This window comes from Streptomyces sp. WAC05374, from assembly GCF_004353505.1.
Taxonomy (GTDB): Bacteria; Actinomycetota; Actinomycetes; order Streptomycetales; family Streptomycetaceae; genus Streptomyces.
The window spans coordinates 75,446-95,661 of the sequence record NZ_SMNQ01000018.1 but is presented as its reverse complement, the minus strand read 5'-3'; the positions used below and the strand labels follow the sequence as shown (position 1 = coordinate 95,661).

Here is a 20,216-nt window from a genome sequence, read left to right as displayed (position 1 = left end):
CCTGTGCCGAAACTCAACGCTCCTGAAGCGCGGCCGCCGGAGGTTTCGGGGAACGCGGCCGGGCCCGACAGCCCCGTGGGCCCGGACGGGGACCCCGGCGACCCTGCCGCCTCGCGCCACCGCTGGGTCGCGCTGGCGGTGGTGACCCTGGCGTCGTTCCTCGACAACCTGGACGCGAACGCCGTCACCGTCGTCCTGCCGGACATCCAGCGGGACCTCGGCGCCGGTTTCACCACGGCCCAGTGGACGCTGGCCGGGTACGCCCTGGCCTACGCCCTGTTCCTGATCACCGGCGGACGGCTGGGCGACATCCACGGGCGCAAGCGGCTGTTCATGTCCGGGGTGGCGGGCTTCGTGCTGGCCTCGGCCGTGTGCGGCGCGGCGCCCGTGCCGGAAGTGCTGGTGGCGGGGCGGTTCGCGCAGGGGTTCATGGCCGCGCTGATGGTGCCCCAGGCCGTGTCCGTGATCGTCACGATGTTCCGCAAGGACGAGTGGGCACGGGCGTTCGCGGTGCTGGGCGCCGCGCTGAGCGTGGGGAGCGTGGGCGGGCCGCTGCTCGGTGGCCTGCTCACCGAGCTGGATCTGCTGGGCCTCGGCTGGCGGGCGATCTTCCTGATCAACGTGCCGCTCGGGGCGATCGCCCTGGTGCTGTGCGCGCGCAGCATGCCCGAGTCCCGCTCGGACGAACCCCTGCGCCTGGACGTCGTCGGCGTGGTGCTGCTGACGGCCGCCTCGCTGGGCCTCCTGTACCCGCTGGTGCAGGGGCGTGAGGAGGGCTGGCCGGGCTGGATGTTCGGACTGATGGGCTGCGCGGTCGTGCTGTTCGCGGTGTTCGTCCGGCAGCAGCGCCTGCGTCACCGGCGGGACGGGTCGGCGCTCATCCCGCCCACGCTGTTCCGTCACCGTTCCGCCGTGGTGGGACTGACGGTGACGCTGCTGGTCTTCAGCGGTGTGGCCTCGTTCTTCCTCGTCCTCACCTATCACCTGCAAACCGGTCTGGGCTGGTCGGTGATGAAGACGGCGCTGGTCACGGCCGCCTGGCCGGTGGGCATCACCGCCACGTTCCAGATCGCCTGGCGCCACGGCTCCGGCCGCGGCCGCCTGTGCGTGGGGGCCGGATCCTCGCTGATGGCGGGCGGTGCGCTGCTGACGCTGCTCACCGTCTGGTCGGCCGGCGGCGGGGACCTGTCCTGGGCACAACTGGCCGGCGCGGAGCTGGTGATGGGCTGCGGCATGGGGCTGACCACGCCGGTGCTGACCGCTGTGGTCCTCGGCGACATCCCGCCGCAGGACGCGGGAGCCGGTTCGGGCGTGCTCAACGCCACCATCCAGTTCAGCTCCGCCGCCGGTGTCGCTCTCCTCGGTGCTCTCTACTTCGGGTCGGTGGAGCTCGGGGCGGGCGTGCGGGCCTCGGCGGAACACTTCAGCTCCGCGACGTCCTCGGTCCTGTGGTGCAACGTCGGCGTCTTCGTGCTGACCGCCGCACTGAGCTCCCTGCTTCCGAAGAACACGGAAAAAGAAATTCCGAAAAACGTCTCTTCCGTTCCGGAATGAGCTGCAACAATCCTGTTGTACCGGTAATTTCACAAGGAGGTACGAATGGCGGAAACGTCAGGCCAGAACAGCGTGAATGAGCAGGCCAAGCTCAAGTTCCAGGAAGCTCTGGAGCGTAAGAATTTCGGCACCGCGCGCAGGGCGCACGAGAAGGGGCGGAATTCGGTGAAGGTCACCAGTGTTCCGGCCGTGCGGAAGCGGAATTTTCTGCGCAAGACCGGATGACCCCGCGCCGGGCGCCCGGGCTGCCGCGACTTCCGACAGGGAGCCGCGGCAGCCCCTTTCCCGGTGCGGGGAACCCGACCGGGCCTTTGCCGCACCTGGAGGAAACGTCGAGCGCCGCTCCAGCGGTCTTCGAGCCGCCGCCGTCAGGGTCGTGCGTACGGGCGCGAGACAGGCACGTCCCGCGACGAAGGAGCTGACCCACGCCGCCATGACCACCACCGTCGAGACCACCGTCGCCCCGGCCACCGTCGCCCCGGTCACCGCGCGCGGCCTGACGTGGGAGGCCGACGCCCGGGCCCGCGCCGCCCGGCTCGAGACGCTGCTCGGCGACCCCTGCGACCCGGCCAACCCGCACGGGCTGCGCGCCCTGTTCGCCGCCGACGACCGGCGCGTACCGCCCGCCGCGACCGAGCAGCTCCTCGCCGACGAGGGCCTGGGCGCCGAGTTCGTCCCCCTCGCGTACGGCGGCAGGCTCACCCGGGCCGACCTGCTCGCCCGCGTCCTGCGCCCCGTCTTCCGCCGTGACGTCGCCCTCGGGTTCGGCTACGGCATCACCTCGCTGTTCGCCACCGGCGCCGTCTGGGCGGCCGGCAGCCCCGCACAGCGGCGCGGCGTCGCCGACCTGCTGCTCGGCGGCGGACGGGCCGCGATCCTCCACCACGAACTCGCCCACTCCAACGCCATCCTGCGCCACGAGTTCACCGCCCGTACCGCACCCGGCGGTTACCGACTGCACGGCCGCAAGGACGTCATCATCAACGCCGCACGCGCGGACGCCCAGGTCGTCTACGCCCGCACCGACCCGGCGCGCGGCCCCCGCAGCCACTCGGTGCTCCTCCTCGACCCCGCCGGGCAGCACGCCCCCGCCGTGCGCCACCTGCCGCGCGTCACCACCCCCGGCATGCGCGGGGCGCTCTTCTCCGGCCTGGAGTTCGACGACTACGCCGTCCCCGGCGACGCCCTCGTCGGCGGGACCGGGGACGGCGTGGCCCTCGCCCTGCGGACCTACCAGGTCAACCGCAGCCTGATCTGCGGTGTCGTCACGGCGGCGGCCGACACCGTCCTGCACTCCGCCGTACGGGCCGCGACCGCCGGCCGCAGCGGGCCCGTCGCCCGCCGCTGGCACAAGCCGCTGACCGGCGTCTTCGCCGACCTGCTGGCCTGCGACAGCATGGCCACCGTCGTCCTGCGCGCCCTGAGCCTGCTGCCCGACCGGGCCCATGTGTTCGCCGCCGCCGTCAAGTACGTGGTGCCCGACCTGCTGCGCGAGAACCTCGAGGAACTCGCCACCGTCCTCGGCGCGCGCGGCTACGAGCACGACAGCCCCGAGTACGGAGCCCTCGACAAGCTCGTGCGCGACCTGCCGGTCGCCGGGCTCGGCCACGCCGGGACCGCGTCCTGCCAGGCCGTGATCGTCCCGCAGCTCCGGCGCCTGGCCGAACGCGCCTGGTTCGCCGAGGAGGAACCCCCGCCCGAGCTGTTCCGGCAGGGCGCCGCCCTGCCCGCCCTGGACTACGGCGCCCTCGGCATCGCCGGGGGCGGCGACTTCATGGCCGCCTCCCTGGTCGGCTCCGCCGCCCGGCTCGCCGGGTCCCGGGGCGTCGGCGGCCAGATCGCCGCGCTCGCCGAACTGGCCGAGGGGTTCGTCACCGAACTGCGCGCCCTGCGCGAACAGTGCCGCCGGCTGCCCGCGTACGGCACCACGGCGCTCGCCGACCCCGCCGTGTGCGTCCTCAGCGACCGCTACAGCCTGATCGTCGCCGCCGCCGCCGTGCTCGGCGTGTGGGAGGGCCAGGACGGCGGCGACCCGTTCCTCGCCGACGCGGCCTGGGCCGTGCTCGCCCTGTCCCGGCTCGGCGAACGGCTCGGCATCCCGGTGCCCGACCTGCCCGACAACTGCCTCCAGCAGGTCCTGGACGAACTGGTCCGCCGCTACCGGACGGGCCGGAGCTGCGACCTGGACGCCATCCCCCTCGCGCAGTGACACAGGAGAGGAGCGAGCCCTTGACCCTTCCGGAAGCGACCCGGCGCATCACCGAACCGATCCACGTCAGCGGCCCCGACGGGCCGTGGGACCGGGTGCGCGAGGGAATGGACCGACTGGGCAACGCCGTGGTGCACACCACCTGGGGCGAGTGGCTCACCGGCGCCGTCGCCGACCCCGCGCTGCGCCCGCTGCTCGGCCGGGACTGGCAGCGCTACCGCCGCACCCCCGACCCCGTGATCCGCTACCGGTTCGTCGCCTCCCGGCTGGCCACCAAGTTCACGGCCGCCGCCGCGCTGGGCGTCCGGCCCGCCGAACTCGACCTCGCGTACAAGATCGGCGGACGGCCGTACCTGCGGGGACTGGACCAGATCGACGTGAGCCTCACCCACACCGACGACCTGATCGCCGTCGGCATCAGCCGCAACGGCAGGATCGGCGTCGACGCCGAACCCGCTGACCGGCACATGTCGTTCGACCTGCTCCAGAGCCATGTGTGCACCCCCGCCGAGCGCGCCGCCCTCGAAACGCTGCCGGAGGCCGAGCAGACCGCCGAACTGCTGCGGCTGTGGACCCTGAAGGAGGCCTACACCAAGGCGCTCGGCCAGGGACTGCGCCTGGGCTTCACCGAGTTCGGCTTCGGCGTCGACACGGGCGGCCTGCTCGCCCCCGACGGCACCCCGGCGGCCCGCGGCGAATGGGCCTTCGCCACCCGCCGCGTCCTCGGCCGCTACCTCATCAGCGTGGCCTGCCACGACGCGGGCCTGGACACCTCCCGCGACACCGCGGCCCGCACCATGCTCGACGAGGGCTTCATGGGCGCCGTCGCCGGACTGCTCGACCCCGTCGAGGGATGAGGGCCCGGCACGGCGCCGGCGGCTACGGCGAGCAGGTGCCGTCCGAGACCAGCAGGCCCGTGCCGGCGCCGGCCGTGCGGCCGACGATGCCGGGGACGCAGCCCGCCGCGTCGAGCGTGTACGGGTAGGGGACGGTGACCGTGGTGGTGGACCGCGGGTCGGGGCCCGCCGGCTGGTTGCCGTCACCCGGGGCGGACCAGGTCACGTTGTCGAAGACGTTGCCGCTGACCTGCCAGTACCCGGCCGCGTCGGTGTAGAAGGTGCCCAGGACGTCCTTGGAGTCCTCGAAGTAGTTGTGGTCCACCTTGGCGCGGGCCCCGGCACGGGAGTTGATGCCGGAGTCGTTCAGACGCCGGTAGTGGTTGTTGTACATGTGGGCCGTGCCGCCGCGCAGCAGGGGCGCCCGCGAGTCGATGTTCTCGTACAGGTTGTGGTGGTAGGTGAGGAAGCCGTTCGACAGGTCGCTCTCGCTGGACCCGACCAGGCCGCCGCGGCCGGAGTTGCGCAGCACGCTGTAGGACAGCGTCACGTACTGGGTGTTGTTCTTCACGTCGAACAGGCCGTCGTACCCCTCCGACTCCCCGCCCGACGCCTCCAGGGTGACGTGGTCGACCCAGACGTTGCGGACGCCGCTCTCCATGCCGATGGCGTCGCCGCCGTTGGAGGTGGGCGAGCCCGACTTCTTGACGTTCCGGACGGTCACGTTCTGGATGATGATGTTGCGGGACTCCCGGATGTGGATGCCGAGCTGGTCGAAGACGGCACCGCTGCCGACCCCGACGATCGTCACGTTGCTGATCCGCTTGAGCTCGATCACCCCGTCGGCGGTGTCGCAGCTCGCGCCCGACACCTTCCTGGTGTTGCCGTGGTTGACGGTGCCCTCGACCTGGATGGTGATCGGGGTGGCGCTGGTGGCCCGGCCGCACAGGGCCGCGTGGATCGCGGTACCCGTGGTGGCCCGTACCGTCTGCCCGCCCGCGCCCCCGGTGGTCCCGCCGTTGACGGCCGCGTAACCGGTGACGCCACCGGTCGCGGCCGACGCCTCGGGCGGCGTCGGGGCCACCCCGGTCACGGCCGCGAGGGCCGCCGTGGCCACCGCCGCGGCGAGCCGCCGTGCGAAAGGTCGTCTCATCCTCGCTCCTCGTCGTCCTGGGAAGCGGAACGCTGCCGTTCCGTGCCGTAGTCGCCCCCGTGGCCGCCGAGGTTGCCGCCCTGCCCGGTGGCCGTGGAAAGCGCTGCCCGTGTCGGGAACCACCGGGGCGCGTTGACACTCCTGCTCCATGGGTCACGGAGCCTGCGCACAAGGGCGCCGAAGCTCCCCCGCTCTCCCGAGAATTGAGGACCTGACGTGATCGTGTCACCGCACCGACGCCTGGCCGCAGGGGCCGTCCTGCTCGCCGCCATCGCGGGGGGCGTCGTCCCCGCGACCACCGCCCATGCCGCGCCCGCCGCGCCCGCCGCTTCCGCCGCCACGACCCCGGCGCCTCCCGCCCCCGACATGGAGGGCGTGACCTCGGCCCTGAACGCCGCCATGGCCAATGGCGCGCCCGGCGCGATGGCCCGGTTCACCGGCCCCGACGGCGTCCAGACCAGGGCGGTCGGAGTGAGGGACCGCGTCTCGGGCGCCGCCATGGACACCCGGGCGCGCTTCCGCGTCGGCAGCGTCAGCAAGACGTTCTCGTCCGTGGTGCTGCTCCAGCTCGTGGACGAGGGCAGAGTCGAGCTCGACGCCCCCGTCAACCGCTACCTGCCCGGGCTGCTGCCGGACGACCGGATCACGGTCAGACACCTGCTGACCCACCGCAGCGGACTGGCGGACTACACCGACAAGATGTTCGCCCAGACCGTGCCGGGCTTCGAGTCCGTGCGCAACCGGGTCTTCACCTACCAGGAGCTGGTCGACCTCTCGCTGGCCGAGCCCCGCACCACCGAGCCCGGCGTGGCGTACAAGTACTCCAACGCCAACTTCGTGGTCGTCGGCATGCTCATCGAGAAGATCACCGGCAAGCCGGTCGGCCAGGAGTACCAGCGGCGCATCATCAAGCCGCTGGGGCTGCGCAACACCTCCTACGTCCACCCCGACACCCGCATCAAGGGCCTGCACGCGCGCGGCTACCTGCACCCCGACGAGGCCGGCGCGGCGCTCGTCGACTCCACGGAGCAGACGGTCTCCTGGGCGCAGTCGGCCGGGGCGGTCGTCTCGAGCCCGGCGGACCTGAACACCTTCATGACCGCCCTGATGCGCGGCAGGCTGCTGTCGCCGCGGACACTGGAGGCCATGACCACGGTCACCCCGACGGACGCGGCGAACACCCGCTTCTACGGGCTCGGCCTGCGCCGCTACGACCTGTCCTGCGGCGCCCAGGTGTTCGGCCACACCGGCACCGTCCAGGGCTACTACACCTACGCCTTCGCGACCCGCGACGGCCGTCGCAGCCTCTCGGCGATGGCGAACACCTCCAACCGCGGGGCGGCCAACACCGCGCTCGGCGGATCGCTGGAGGCCGCGTTCTGCGGGAAGAAGCCCGCCGCGGCGGCGTCGTCCCGCACGGCGCGCACCGTGCCGGTGCTGCCGGCCGAGGCCGATCTGCGCGAGCGCCGCTGAGACGGGACGGGGCCCGTCCACCGCGTGGTGGACGGGCCCCGTCGTGTCATCCGGCGCTCACCCGCGCGGCCGGAGCACCCGGTGGTCCGGGTGCTCCGCCAGCTCGGTGAACAGGGCCGCGTACGCCTCCTGGAGGCGGGCGATCCGCTCGGCGGAGAAGAGGCCCGAGCGGTAGGCGACGATGCAGCGGGCGGAGTGGTCGTCGTGGCGCAGGCGGACGCTGAGCGGGCGGGCGACCGTGCGGGCCGTGGGGGAGAAGCGCTCCGCCCTGACCTCGCCCAGGCGCTGTGCCCCGCTGATCTCGTGCTCCCGCTCCGCCGTGAACTGCACGTGGTGCAGACGGTCGATCAGGCCCGGGTCGGCCATGCGGGCGGCCACCAGGTGCGGCGGCACGTCGTGGTGGGCGAAGTCGCCCGTCGTGGTGGTACGCACCTGGTCGACCAGCTCGGCGAGCGTGGGGTTCCCGGACAGGTCGGCGCGCACGGTCACGTCGTTGGAGAAGTCGGCGACCAGGTCGTGGACCTCCGTGCGGTCCCGGTAGGAGACCGGTGCGCGGACGCAGATGTCGTCCTGGCCCGACCAGCGCGCCAGCAGCGCCTGGAACGCCGCCAGTCCGACCACGTACCAGGTGGTGCGGTGCCGGGCGGCCACCGCGCGCACCTGCTCGAACACCTCGGGGGACAGCGGGAAGGACAGCGTCCGCCCCGCGATGCCCGCCTCCGCGTCCGCGCGGTCGGCCGGCAGGACGGCCGGCTCGGCCCCCGCCAGCCGGTCCACCCAGTAGCGGATGGTCCGCTCGCCGTGCTCCCCCGCCACCCGCTCGCGGTGCCAGGCGGCGAAGTCCGCGTACTGGACGGGGAGGCCGGGCAGCTCCGGGCCGGTGCCGGTGACGGCCGCCGCGTAGCCGGCCGACACCTCGTCGGTGAGGCACTCCAGGGCGCGGGCGTCGCCGATGAGGTGGTGCAGGGTCACCACGACAAGATGCTCGTCCGCCGAGTGCCGCAGGACGGCGAGCCGGGCGAGCGGCCCGGCGCCCAGGTCGAAGGGGTACGCCAGTTCGTCGTCGGCCAGCGTCGCGGCCGTCGCCGGGCCCGCCGGCCGTTCCTCCACGTGCGGCGCGGCGTGCGGCGCCACCACCTGGACCAGGGCGCCGCCCTCGGCGCGGTAGCCGCTGCGCAGCGTCTCGTGGCGGGCGGCCACCCGCTCCCACGCGGCCCGCAGCGCGCCCACGTCCAGCGGGCCGGTCAGCCGCAGGCCGCCCACGATCAGCGGCGGGCGCGGGCTGCCGGCCAGGGACGGCCACATGCCCTCCTGGCCGAGCGAGGCCGCGAAGCGGTTCTCCGCGCCCGGCCGCCGGGGCAGCACGGGCAGGGCCGTGCCGCGGCGGCGCCGGGCGAGCAGCCGCTCCTCCAGTCGGGCGCGTGCGGTGAAGTCGTCGCGGAGTACCGACGTCATCGGGGGTTTCCTCTCGGGTGCGGCGGCGTCAGCGGTCTTCCTCGAGCAGGCTCGCCACCTCGTCGTCGGACAGCTCGGACACCTCGGCCAGCAGACGGGCCAGCTCCCCGGCGTCGCCCTGGAGCACCTGCCGTTCCACCACCAGCCGGCTCATCGTCTCCACGGTCGACGCCCGGGACAGCACGTCGGCCACGCCCAGCTCCACGCCGAACACCTCCCGCAGGCGCAGCGTGATCCGCGTCGCCTGGAGCGAGTGCCCGCCGAGGGCGAAGAAGTCGTCCGTCACGGACAGCGCGGACGGCCCGGGCAGACCCAGTACCGCGCACCAGATCTCCGCCACCCGCCGCTCCATGTCGTCGCGCGGCGCGGTGCGCCCGGCACCCGTGGTGGGCTCCGCGGCCGGTTCGGGCAGGGCGGCCCGGTCCAGCTTGCCGTGGGCACCGGCCGGCAGTGCGTCCAGCCACACGTACGCGGACGGGATCATCGCCGGCGGCAGGTGCGCCGCCAGGTGCGACCGCAGCTCCGCGGCACCGGGCCGGTCACCGGCGGCCGGCACCAGGTAGGCGGCCAGGTACGCCTCGCCGTCCCGGTGGCGGCAGACCACCACGGCGTCACCGACGGCCGGGTGGGCCGCCAGAGCGGCCTCGGCCTCGGCGGGCTCGACGCGCTGGCCCCGGATCTTGACCTGCTCGTCGAGCCGGCCCAGGTAGTCCAGCGTGCCCTCGGGCGTCCAGCGGGCCCGGTCACCCGTGCGGTACAGCCGCCCGCCGTCGCCGAACGGGTCGGGCACGAAGGCGGCGGCGGTGAGACCGGGCCGCCCGTAGTAGCCCCGGGCCACCTGGACGCCGCCGATGTGCAGCTCGCCCGGGACGCCGGGCGGCAGCGGGTTGCCGCGCTCGTCGAGCACGTACAGCTTCACGCCGGGCACGGGCCGCCCGATCGGCAGGCGCGGCCCGCCCGTCGCGCCGGGCACGATGTGCTCGGCCGTGACGTCGATGGCCGCCTCGGTCGGGCCGTACAGGTTGTGCAGCTCCACGCCCGGCAGCAGGGCGTGGAAGCGGGCGGCCAGGTCCGGCGGCAGCGCCTCGCCGCTGCAGAACACCCGCCGCAGCGTGCCCGCCACGGAGGCGGCGGACGGCTCGTCGAGGAACGCGCGCAGCATGGACGGGACGAAGTGACAGGTCGTCACCCCGTGTGCGGTGATGGCCCGGGCCAGGTACGCGGGGTCCTGGTGGCCGCCGGGCCGGGCCAGCGCGATGGCGGCACCGACGCTCAGCGGCCAGAAGAACTCCCAGCCCGAGACGTCGAAGCCGACGGGTGTCTTGTGCAGTACCCGCTCCCCGGCGGCCAGCGGGTACGCGTCCTGCATCCACGCCATCCGGTTGACGACCCCGGCGTGCTGGTTCATCACGCCCTTGGGCCGGCCGGTGGTGCCGGAGGTGTGGATGACGTAGGCGAGGCCGTCCGGGTGCGCGGTGGCGGGCAGCCGGTGGTCCGCGTGGGCGCCGTCCGGCTCGCCGTCGACCGTCACCCACAGCGGACCGTCCGCCCCGGCCGCCGTGCGCAGCGGTCCCCCGGCGAGCGCCGTGGTGGTCAGCAGCAGCGCGGGCCGTACGTCGTCGAGCTGGAGCGCCAGGCGGGCGGCCGGGTGGTCCGGGTCGAGCGGCAGGTAGGCACCGCCCGCCTTGAGCACCGCCAGCAGGGCGGTGACCAGCTCCGGCGAGCGCGGCAGGTACACCGCGACCGGCCGGTCGGGCCCGGCGCCCAGGTCGCGCAGCCGCCGGGCCAGTCGGTTGGCGCGGGCCTCGAGCTCCTCGTACGACAGGCTGCCGCCGTCCCAGACGACGGCCGTCGCCCCGGGGGTGAGCCCGGCCTGCCGCTCGAAGGCGGAGTGCAGCAGCCCGCCGGCGAGCGGCGTGTCCGATCCGCTGAAGCGCCGCACCACCTGGTCGTGGACCGGCGCCGTCAGCATGGGCAGGTCGGTGGCGGCGCTGCCCGGCGGTCCCGGTACGGCCGCCAGGGCGAGCGCGAGCCCGTCCAGCAGCCGCCGCACGGTGTCCCGCGTGAACAGGTCGGCCGCGTACACGGCGTGCCCGCCGATGCTGCCGTCGCTCTCCTCCCTCAGGTGCAGCGACAGCTCGAACTGCGCGCCCGGGGCCGGCAGTTCGAAGGGCTCCGCCCGCACGTCACCGGCCTGCCAGGGGGCCAGCGGCAGGTTCTGGAGCGCGACCGCGACCCGCACCAGCGGTGCCCGGCCGTCCGAGCGGTCCGCCCCGGTCAGGCGGACGATCTCCTCGAAGGGGAAGTCCTGGTGCTCGTAGGCCGCCAGGCACGTCCGGCGCACCCGCGACAGCAGTTCGCCGAACGCCGGGTCGCCGGAGGCGTCCACCCGCAGCGGCACCGTGTTGACCAGCAGGCCCACCTGCTCGGCGGTGCCCGGGCGGTGCCGCCCGGCGGCGGCCGCCCCGATGACCAGGTCGCGCCGGCCCGTCCAGCGGGTGAGCACCGCGGACAGCCCCGAGACCAGCACCATGAACAGCGTCGCGCGGCGCACCGACCCGTACGCCTTCAGCCGCGCCACCAGCTCCGGCGGCAGCGTGAACGGCAGCGTCTCCCCACGGAACGAGGCGGGCTGCGCGGGCGGCGCGTCCAGCGGCAGCCGTACCGCCTCCGCCCCGGCGAGCGTCTGCCGCCAGAAGGCGGCCGCCGCCTCGTCGCCGCTGTCGTCCCGCGCGGGCGCGGCGGGCAGCGGTACGGCCTCGGGGGTGCGCCCCGCCAGCCGCTCCCGGTAGGTCACGCCCAGCTCGCGCAGCAGCAGGCCCAGGGACCAGCCGTCGACGGCGATGTGATGGGCCGCCACGCCCAGCGTCCACTCCCCGGGGCCCGAACCGACCAGCACGGCGCGCAGCAGCGGCCCGGCGGCCAGGTCGAACGGCTCCTGCCCCAGCCCGGTCACCACCTCCCGGGCCCGGCGCCGCCGCTCCTCGGGGTCGCCGCCGGCGGGCAGGTCCACCACCGGCAGGCCGAACGACCGGGCCGGCAGCGGCACCCGCAGCAGGGTGCCGTCCCCGTCGGGCGCGAACCCGCGGTGCAGGGCGGGGTGGCGGGCCACCAGGTCCTCCAGACAGGCGCGCAGCACCTCCGGGTCGACCGGCCCGCGCAGCTCGATGCCGCCGACGACGTGGTACGCCCCGCCGGCGCCCATCGCGTCCAGCAGCCACATCGACTCCTGCGCCCGGCTCGCCGGCAGGGCCTGACCGGCGTCCGGCGCGCCGGCCGCCACGGACTCCACCGCGTCCACGTCCACCGTGCCGGTGGAGCCGGCCGCCACACGGTCCGCCAGGGCGGCGAGGGTCATGCCGTCCAGGAGGTCGGCCAGCGGCACCTCCACGCCGAACCGGGTGCGCAGCGCGGAGGTCAGCCGGACGGCGCGCAGCGAGTCCAGGTCCAGGCCGACGAGCGGCACGCGGGGCGGGATCTCCCCGGCCGGCAGGTCGAGTTCGGCGGCGACGGTCTCGGCGACCGCCCGGTGCACGGGCCCCTCGGCCGGCCGGCCGGTGTCCTCGGGCGCCGCGTCCCGGCCTCCGCCGGCCAGCGCCTCCAGCTCGCCGCCCAGCCACCGCTCCCGGGTCGCGCGGCGGCGGATCTTGCCGCTCGTCGTGCGCGGGATGGCACCGGGGCGCACCAGGACCACCTCGTGCAGCGCCAGACCGTGCTCGAGCGCCACCGCCTCGCGCACGGCGGCGAGGACGGCGGGCGCCTGGGCGGTGTCGAAGCCGCGCACCACCTCGTGCACCAGCACGGCGCGCTCCTCGGTCCCGTCGTCGTACGAGAACACGGCGGCGCGCGTCGGCTGGAGCAGCGGGTGGGCGCGCTCGGCGGTCTGCTCGATGTCCTGCGGGTAGTGGTTGCGGCCCCGCACCACCAGCAGGTCCTTGGCCCGGCCGGTGACGAACAGCTCGCCGCCTGAGGCGAAGCCCAGGTCGCCGGTGCGCAGGAAGACCCGGTCCGGGTGGTCCTTCGACGTGGCGTGGAAGACCTCCTCGGTCAGCTCGGGCCTGCCCCAGTAGCCGTCGGTGACGGTCGGGCCGCTGATCCACACCTCGCCGGTCTCGCCGGGCAGGCACTCGCGCCCGGTCGCCGGGTCGACCACGACCACCAGGTCCTCGCTGCGGGGGCGGCCGCAGCCGGTGAGCGGGGCGGCCGACGCGTCGTCCGCGCCGAGGGCCACCGCCTGGCCCAGCTCCAGTTCGCGGCGGTCCAGCCGCAGCACCTTCGGCTCGCCCCGCTCGGGCGCCCCGCCGGTGACGAACAGGGTGGCCTCGGCCAGCCCGTAGCAGGGATGGAACGCCGACCGGGAGAACCCGCTGCCGGCGAAGGCCCGCGCGAACGCGTCCAGCGTGCCGGGGCGCACCGGCTCCGCGCCCACCATGGCGTGGCGCCAACTGCTCAGGTCCAGCCCCGCCCGCTTGTCCTCACCGATCCGGCGCACGCACTCGCCGTACGCGAAGTCCGGCGCCGCCGACACCGTCGCCCGGTGACGGCTGATGGACTCCAGCCAGCGGTAGGGGCTGCGCACGAACGCCATGGGGGAGATCAGGGTGCAGGGGAAACCGGCGTACAGCGGCTGGAGGATGCCGCCGATCAGGCCCATGTCGTGGTACGGGGGCAGCCAGCTCACGCCCCGGCTGTCCTCGTTGACGTCCAGCGCGGTGCTGATGGAGGCGGAGTTGTGCACCAGGTTGTCGTGCCGGACCATCACGCCCTTGGGCGTTCCGGTGGAGCCGGAGGTGTACTGGAGGAACGCCAGGTCGCCGGGGCGGGGCCCGGCGCCGGTCCAGTCGCCGGCGGCCGCGTCGGGGATGTCGTCGGTGACCAGCCACTCGACGGAGCCGATGGCGGCCAGCTCGGGGAAGCCGGCGGTGATGGCGTCCATCACCTCGCGGCTGCTCATGGCGAGGACCGCCCCGGCGTCCGCGCCGGTGGCGAGCACCGCCGACAGGCCGCGCCGCCCGGTCGGCACGTAGACGGGCACGGCGACGGCACCGGCGTACAGGCAGCCCAGGAAGGCCGTCACATAGCTCTCGCCGGGCGGGTAGAGCAGCAGGACGCGCTCGCCCCGCATGCCGCGCTCGGTGAGCGCCGCCGCCACCGCCCGCACCCGGCGGTCCAGCGCCGCGTAGCCGATCGGACGCTCGACGCCGTCGTCACCGAGGAATTCGAGCGCGAGCCGCTCGGGGGTACGCTCCGCCCGGTCACGGAGGATGTCGACGAGCGTCCCCCCGCGGGGACGCGCATGGGTCTGCACGGTTGCCCTCCTGGCAAAGTTCCTGCTGTGCGGGTGTACGGGGGTGCTCTACGCTCCGGCGCTGCCCAGCAGCGCCCCGGCGGCCGAGCGGGCGCAGGCCGCCACGAACGCCTCGAACAGGGCGTCGTCGCAGGAGACCTCCGGGTGCCACTGCACGCCGAGCACGAAGGGCCTGTCCGGGTCCTCCGCGGCCTCGACGACCCCGTCGTCGGCGCGGCCGGTGACGCGCAGCCGGCCCGGGTCGGCCACCGCCTGGTGGTGGTGGGAGTTGACGTCCGTCTCCGTGCCGTACACGGCGGCGGCCAGGCTGCCGGGCGCAAGGCGCACCGGGTGGCGGCCGAACACGCCCTCCTGGGGGCAGTGCCCGGTGTGGCCGACGGCCTCCGGCAGGTGCTGGACCAGTGAGCCGCCGTGGACGACGGCCAGGAGCTGGAGCCCCCGGCAGACGCCGAGCACCGGCAGGCCGCGGTCGAGCGCGGCGCGCAGCAGCAGCAGTTCTCCGGCGTCCCGGTCGGCCCTCGGGGTGTCCCCGGACGGGTGGCGGTCCTGCCCGTACAGCGCGGGGTCCAGGTCGGCGCCGCCGGACAGCAGCAGCCCGTCCAGGCGGTCCATCACGTCGCCGTCCACGGTGTCGGGCGGCAGGACGACGGCCCGGCCGCCGGCCCGGGTCACCCCGGCCACGTACCCCTGCTGGACGACCGTCGCGTCGGTGTCCCAGATGTTCCAGCGGGCCCGGTCGCGGTAACCGGCGATGCCGATGACGGGCCGGCTCATCGTCCGGCCCCCGACACCGCGTGCGCGGAGGCGATCGGGTCGGCCGCGGGCACCGGGGAGGCCGGGTTGAGGGCGCCCTCGCACAGGTCGAGCGCGGCGCGCAGCAGGGGCGTGCCCGTGGCGGCCGACGCCCCCAGCGGGGTGCGGCGGCGCAGGGCGGCGGTCCGCTCGGCGAGCGTGCCGGCCGGCGCGGTGCCGTGCACGGCGCTCGCGAAGACGTCGGCCAGCTCGTCGATGTCGGTGCCGGCGAGCCCCTGGTAGGTGGCCTCGTTGAGGCCGATGCGCACGCCCTGGCCGGTGAAGCCCGGCAGGCCGGCCATGAAGTTCACCTTGATCCCGGCGGCGGACAGGCGGGCGGCGGCGTCCTTGGGGGCGATGCCGTCGGCCTCGGTGTCCAGCCAGAGCTGGTGCCCGGCCGAATAGCCCCGGTCGGCGGCCGCCACCGTGATGCCGTGGCCGGTGAGCAGCTCGCCGAAGCGGCGGGTGTGCGCCAGCACGTCCCGGGTGTAGCGGGGGCCGAAGTCCCGGAACTCCAGCAGGGCGACGCCCAGGGCGATGGTCGCGGCGAAGTGGTGGTTGCTGATCAGGAAGTCCTGGGCGTCCCGGACGCGGCGCTCCACCTCCGCGTCACGCGTGAGGACGACCGCCTTCTGCGGGCCGGGGAACGTCTTGTGGGTGGAGCCGCCGAAGCTGTCGGCGCCCAGGTCCAGCGGGTTGGCGAACGCGCCGCCCAGCACCAGGCCCAGCCAGTGGCTGGCGTCCACGTGCACCAGCGTCTCGGGCGAGACCGCCCGCACGGTGTCCACCAGGGCCTTCACGTCCAGCGGGAACAGGCAGTGGGACTGGTCCACGTACACCAGCGACGGCCGCACCCGGCCCAGCATCTGGGCGGCGTGCCGCAGGTCCAGGGAGTGCGGGTCGGCGCCGCGCAGGTACTCCACCCGCAGTCCCAGCCGCGCGGCGACGCTCGGCGTGGCGAAGTGGCCGCCGTTCTCGGGGGCGACGGTCACCACGGTCGAGCCGGGCTCGCCGCCCAGCGCGCCGAGCACCAGGGTCATGCCGTTCAGCCCGCTCAGCGGGCGCACCGACGCGTACGACGCCTTCCCCAGCTCCTTCAGGAGCGGCACCGTCAGCTCCATCTCCAGGTCGCGCAGGCGCTGGGCGCCCCGGAAGTGCCAGCGGTCGGGGTCGTCGCTCTCGTTGAAGAAGTAGCGGTGGTACGGGTCCAGCAGCATCGGCAGCTTCGCCAGGCCCGACATGGAGGTCTCCGAGGGGACCATGCTGAGGGTGCGTCGCGCGCTCGCCTCGTTCTCGCTGAGCAGGCGGACGACGGTGTCCAGGGTCAGATCCGTGCTGCGCATCAGGACGCGCCTCCGTGGTTCGGGCCGGGTGGGGACAGGGCTTGCGTGCGGGCGTCGGCCACCATCACCTGGCCGAGGGCGAGGCCGCCGTCGTTGGGCGGGACCAGCCGGTGCGCGAAGGCGGCGAAACCGGCCCTCCGCAGCTCGACGAGGGCGTTGACCTGGAGGAACTCATTGAGGAACACACCGCCGGAGAGGACCACCTGCGTCACGCCGTGGCGCTCGCGCAGCGCGGCGCACCGCTTGACCACCATGGAGACCACCGCGGAGTGGAAGCGCCGGCTGACGGCCTCCAGCGGTGTGCCGCGGGCGAGGTCGGCGGCGACGGCCCGGATCACCGGCCGCGGGTCCACCACCTCGGCGCCCCCGTCACCCGGTTCGACGCCGAACACGTACGGCTGGGTCATCGTCAGGTCCCGGCCCAGCAGCCCCTCCAGCTCGATCGGCCCCTGCGCCTCGTACTCGGCGTACCCGCACACGCCCAGCAGCGCCGCGACGCCGTCGAACAGCCGGCCCATGCTGGTCACCGGCGGGGACTGGATGCCGCGCTCCGCCATGGTGGCGAACACCGCGCGCTGCCGCTCGTCCAGCGTGCCGAGGGCGGGGAACGCGCCGAGCGCCGCGTCCGGCCCGCCCAGCGCCTGGAGGGCCAGGGCGTAGCCGGTACGGATCGGTTCGGCCACCGCCCGGTCGCCGCCCAGCAGCGGGACCGGCCGCAGGTGCGCGGCACGGCGCACCTCGCGGAAGTCGCCGAGGAGGAACTCGCCGCCCCAGATGGTGCCGTCCTCGCCGTAGCCGGCCCCGTCGAAGACGACGCCGACGGTGGTGCCGGAGAGCTGGTTCTCCGCCATGCAGGCGGCCATGTGCGCGTGGTGGTGCTGCACCTCCACGACGTCCTCGGGCCGGTCGGTCGCCGCCAGGACCCGGGCCCGGAAGGCCGGGTGCATGTCACAGGCGATGAACCGGGGCTTGAGCTCGTACAGCTCCGTCAGATGGGCCGCCGCCTCCCGGTGGGAGGCGTACGTCTCGTCGTTCTTCAGGTCGCCGATGTGCTGGCTGACGTAGACCTCGTTGCCGTCGCCCAGGGCGACCGTGGTCTTCAGCTCGGCGCCGTAGGCGATCACCGGCTGTGCGACGCCCGCCACCTTCACCGGGTACGGGGCGTATCCGCGCGAGCGGCGCAGGAAGGTGATCATCGGCTCGTCCAGCCCCGGGTGGACCGAGCTGCGCACCACGGAGTCGTCCACCCGCACGTGGATGTCGCGGTCGTGGTGCAGGATCAGGTCGGCCACCTCGAAGAGCTGCTCCAGCGCCTCCTCGTTGCGGTACGCGATGGGGTGGCCGGAGATGTTGCCGCTGGTCATCACCAGCAGGTCCAGCCCCGGCCGGTCCAGCAGCAGGTGGTGCAGCGGCGCGGAGGGCAGCATCACGCCGAGGTTCGGGTTGCGCGGGGCGACCTCCTCGGGCACCGCCGCGGGGATCTTGCGCAGCAGCACGATCGGCCGGGCGGGGGAGCGCAGCAGCTCCCGCTCCGCCGCCGTGCACCGCGCGATGCCCTCCACGGTCCGCAGGTCCGGCGCCATCACGGCGAACGGCTTGGAGTCCCGCTTCTTGCGGGCGCGCAGCCGGGCCACCGCGCGGGCGTCGCGGGCGTCGGCCGCCAGGTGGAAGCCGCCGAGGCTCTTCACGGCGACGATCCGCCCGGCCGCGAGGGCCTCGGTGGCGGCGCCCAGCGCCTCGCCGGCCCGGGCCCGCACCCCGTCGGGCCCGGACAGGGTGACCTGGGGGCCGCAGTCGGGGCAGGCGGTGGGCTGGGCGTGGTAGCGCCGGTCGGCCGGGTCGGTGTACTCGCGGCGGCACGCCCCGCACATCGCGAAGTCCGCCATGGTGGTCTGCGCCCGGTCGTAGGGCAGGCCCTTGATCAGCGAGTAACGCGGCCCGCAGTGCGTGCAGTTGGCGAACGGGTAGCGGTGGCGGCGGTCGGCCGGGTCGAGCACCTCGCGCAGGCAGTCGTCGCACACGTGCGAGTCCGGGGCGACCAGGGTGCGGGCGCGCCCGGTCCGCACGCTCTCGCGGATCTCGAACGGCCCGCCGAGGTCGCCGTGCCAGGGCTCACGGCTCTCCACCCGTACCTCGTCCACCCGGGCCAGCACCGGTGCCCGGTCGCGCAGCGCCGCCGTGAAACCGGCCAGCGCGGCCGCCGTGCCCCGTACCTCCGTCTGGACACCCAGCGTGTCGTTGAGCACCCAGCCCGAAAGGCCCGCGGACGTGGCGAGGGTGTGGACGAACGGGCGGTAGCCCACCCCCTGCACCACGCCGCCGACCCTGATCCGCCACTGCTCGTACTCGGCCATGACCCCGCCCCCGCTCAGCAGAGCCGGGGGAGTTCGGCGCCCTGCAGTTCCTCGATCTCGGCGACCCGGCCGTCGCGCCCGGTCATCTCCACGGCCACCGCCTCGCGGTCGGTGACCTCGCCGACGATCACGGCGCCCTGCCCGTAGGGGTGGGCGCGCAGCGTCTCGAGGACGGCGTCGGCGTACCGGGGGTCGACGAACAGCGCCAGGCAGCCCTCGTTGGCGCAGTTGATCGGGTTGATCCCGAGCATGTCGGCCGCCATGCGGGTCTCGAAGGTGACCGGCAGCGCCTCCTCCTCGATCCGCAGCGTGCGGCCGACGGCGGAGGCGTACTCGTGCAGCACGGCGTTGAGGCCGCCGCGCGTCACGTCGCGCATGGAGCGCACGGCGTCCTCGGGGACCGCGTCGCGCAGCGCGTCGATCATCCCGTTGAGCGGGGCGCAGTCGCTGAGCACGTTGGTCTCGAAGCCGAGGCCCTCGCGCACCGACAGCAGGTGGACCGTGTGGTTGCCGATCGGCCCGCTGAGGACGATCTTGTCGCCCGCCGAGACCGCGCTCATGCGCTTGGGCGGGCGGGTGAAGACGCCCACGCCGGTGGTGTTGAGGAAGATGCCGTCGGCCTCGCCCTCACCGACGATCTTGGTGTCGCCGGCGACGATCTTCACGCCGGCCTCCAGGGCGGTCTCCCGGACCGACGTCAGCGCCCGGTGGAGCTGCGCCACCGGGAGCCCCGCCTCCAGGATCATCGCCAGCGTCAGGTAACGCGGTTCGGCACCCGCGACCGCCAGGTCGTTGACCGTGCCGCACACGGCGATCTTCCCGATGTCGCCGTTGCCGAAGAACGGCGGGTCGACGACGAAGGAGTCGGTGGTCATCGCGATGGCGCCGTCGAGCGCCGGCAGCACCGCGCTGTCCTCCATCTCACCGGTGTAGACGTCGCCGAGCACCTCCACGACGAATTCGACCAGCTCCCGGCTGAGCCGGGCCCCGGTGCCGTGGTCGAGGACGATCTTCTGGTCCAGGAAGGACGTCGTGGCCGTCAGCAACATGACTCCCGGTTCATTCGCGGTTCACAGCAGGGGACGGGGCGAGGGGGGTGGTCGTCACGGGGTGCGGAAGACCTTGCGGGGCAGCTCGCCGTCGTTGTCGAGGGTCTTCACGATCTCCGAGGACGGGGCGACGGTGGCGCAGTAGCCGTCCAGCCAGTCCAGGGCGCGCACCTTGTCGTGGTCGCGGGCCGAGACGACGCAGTCGCTGGGGACCCAGACGTTGTAGCCGCGGAAGAAGGCGTCGGCGGCGGTGGTCTGGACGCAGATCTGGCCCTGCATGCCGGTCACGATGACCGTGTCCACGCCGAGGGCCTGGAGGCGCTCGTGCAGGTCGGTCTCGTAGAAGCCGCTGTCCTTGTTCTTCTCGACCAGGATGTCGGTCTCGCCGAGGAAGACGGGCAGGATCTCCGCGCCCTTGGTGCCCTTCTGGGCGGGCAGCCGGCCACCCTCGTAACGCTCGGCGACCGGGTCGTCCGGCTTGTTGATGAGCTGGAGGTGCACCACGTGGTGGCCGCGCTCGCGCATGTCGTTGAGGAAGGCGGAGAAACTCGGGGTGGCCTCGGCGACCGCGTCGATGCGCTCCTGGTTCTTGTTGACCAGGTCGTACTGAAGGTCATTGGTGAGGACAGCGACCTTGCTCATGAACACTCCTCCGGGGTCGTCGTGAGGCTTCGACGATCCCGTCGGCAG

12 protein-coding genes and 1 pseudogene are annotated in these 20,216 nt (G+C 74.2%); 5 read left to right on the top strand and 8 right to left on the bottom strand.

Annotation, left to right across the window (positions count from 1 at the left end):
* Positions 1-3: 3 nt before the first annotated feature.
* The 4 genes from E2B92_RS26810 (at position 4) to E2B92_RS26795 (ending at position 4,620) form a co-directional block, all read left to right on the top strand.
* Positions 4-1,554: an MFS transporter gene (locus E2B92_RS26810; RefSeq protein ID WP_160159791.1), complete on the top strand. Its 1,551-nt coding sequence runs from the start codon at positions 4-6 to the stop codon at positions 1,552-1,554.
* A 45-nt stretch (positions 1,555-1,599) separates the two neighbouring features.
* A complete protein-coding gene (locus E2B92_RS26805; protein ID WP_126883877.1) occupies positions 1,600-1,779 on the top strand; it encodes a DUF5302 domain-containing protein in 180 nt (59 codons plus the stop codon).
* A gap of 208 nt (positions 1,780-1,987) precedes the next feature.
* On the top strand, positions 1,988-3,763 hold the full coding sequence (locus tag E2B92_RS26800) for an acyl-CoA dehydrogenase (RefSeq protein ID WP_126883876.1): 1,776 nt from the start codon (positions 1,988-1,990) through the stop codon (positions 3,761-3,763).
* 20 nt (positions 3,764-3,783) lie between these two features.
* Positions 3,784-4,620: a 4'-phosphopantetheinyl transferase family protein gene (locus E2B92_RS26795; RefSeq protein WP_235023996.1), complete on the top strand. Its 837-nt coding sequence runs from the start codon at positions 3,784-3,786 to the stop codon at positions 4,618-4,620.
* A 25-nt stretch (positions 4,621-4,645) separates the two neighbouring features.
* Here the strand turns inward: E2B92_RS26795 and E2B92_RS26790 are convergent.
* Positions 4,646-5,752 (bottom strand): annotated as a pseudogene (locus tag E2B92_RS26790) (pectate lyase family protein); the annotation flags it as partial.
* A 216-nt stretch (positions 5,753-5,968) separates the two neighbouring features.
* On the opposite strand from E2B92_RS26790, the gene E2B92_RS26785 reads away from it, so the two are divergent.
* Complete coding sequence (locus E2B92_RS26785) at positions 5,969-7,225, top strand: serine hydrolase domain-containing protein (RefSeq protein ID WP_126883874.1); 1,257 nt, start codon at positions 5,969-5,971, stop codon at positions 7,223-7,225.
* A gap of 57 nt (positions 7,226-7,282) precedes the next feature.
* Here E2B92_RS26785 and E2B92_RS26780 read toward each other — a convergent pair whose 3' ends face one another.
* From E2B92_RS26780 to E2B92_RS26750, 7 genes are read right to left on the bottom strand one after another with little or no spacing between them, the layout of a single operon-like run.
* Entirely contained in the window at positions 7,283-8,680 is a 1,398-nt protein-coding gene (locus E2B92_RS26780) for a condensation domain-containing protein (protein ID WP_126883873.1), read from the bottom strand.
* 28 nt (positions 8,681-8,708) lie between these two features.
* Entirely contained in the window at positions 8,709-13,988 is a 5,280-nt protein-coding gene (locus tag E2B92_RS26775; RefSeq protein WP_126883872.1) for a non-ribosomal peptide synthetase, read from the bottom strand.
* Between the two features lie 48 nt (positions 13,989-14,036).
* Positions 14,037-14,762, bottom strand: coding sequence for a gamma-glutamyl-gamma-aminobutyrate hydrolase family protein (locus E2B92_RS26770; protein WP_126883871.1), 726 nt, complete (start codon positions 14,760-14,762; stop codon positions 14,037-14,039).
* Positions 14,759-16,123, bottom strand: a complete 1,365-nt coding sequence (locus tag E2B92_RS26765; protein WP_126883870.1) for a hypothetical protein — start codon at positions 16,121-16,123, stop codon at positions 14,759-14,761. Before E2B92_RS26765 ends, E2B92_RS26770 begins: the two co-directional genes overlap by 4 nt.
* Positions 16,123-18,477, bottom strand: a complete 2,355-nt coding sequence (gene hypF / locus E2B92_RS26760) for a carbamoyltransferase HypF (protein ID WP_126883869.1) — start codon at positions 18,475-18,477, stop codon at positions 16,123-16,125. The genes E2B92_RS26765 and hypF overlap by 1 nt, the downstream gene beginning before the upstream one ends.
* A gap of 14 nt (positions 18,478-18,491) precedes the next feature.
* Positions 18,492-19,526 carry a hydrogenase expression/formation protein HypE gene (gene hypE, locus E2B92_RS26755; protein WP_185923518.1) on the bottom strand — a complete coding sequence of 345 codons (1,035 nt, stop codon included), beginning with the start codon at positions 19,524-19,526 and terminating at the stop codon, positions 18,492-18,494.
* Between the two features lie 54 nt (positions 19,527-19,580).
* Entirely contained in the window at positions 19,581-20,168 is a 588-nt protein-coding gene (locus tag E2B92_RS26750) for a cysteine hydrolase family protein (RefSeq protein ID WP_126883868.1), read from the bottom strand.
* Positions 20,169-20,216: the final 48 nt, after the last annotated feature.

Coding starts and splice junctions, on each gene's coding strand:
- E2B92_RS26805 (WP_126883877.1), top strand. CDS start 1,600: ATGGCGGAAACGTCAGGCCAGAACAGCGTGAATGAGCAGGCCAAGCTC.
- E2B92_RS26800 (WP_126883876.1), top strand. CDS start 1,988: ATGACCACCACCGTCGAGACCACCGTCGCCCCGGCCACCGTCGCCCCG.
- E2B92_RS26780 (WP_126883873.1), bottom strand. CDS start 8,680: ATGACGTCGGTACTCCGCGACGACTTCACCGCACGCGCCCGACTGGAG.
- E2B92_RS26770 (WP_126883871.1), bottom strand. CDS start 14,762: ATGAGCCGGCCCGTCATCGGCATCGCCGGTTACCGCGACCGGGCCCGC.
- E2B92_RS26765 (WP_126883870.1), bottom strand. CDS start 16,123: ATGCGCAGCACGGATCTGACCCTGGACACCGTCGTCCGCCTGCTCAGC.
- hypF (WP_126883869.1), bottom strand. CDS start 18,477: ATGGCCGAGTACGAGCAGTGGCGGATCAGGGTCGGCGGCGTGGTGCAG.
- hypE (WP_185923518.1), bottom strand. CDS start 19,526: ATGTTGCTGACGGCCACGACGTCCTTCCTGGACCAGAAGATCGTCCTC.
- E2B92_RS26750 (WP_126883868.1), bottom strand. CDS start 20,168: ATGAGCAAGGTCGCTGTCCTCACCAATGACCTTCAGTACGACCTGGTC.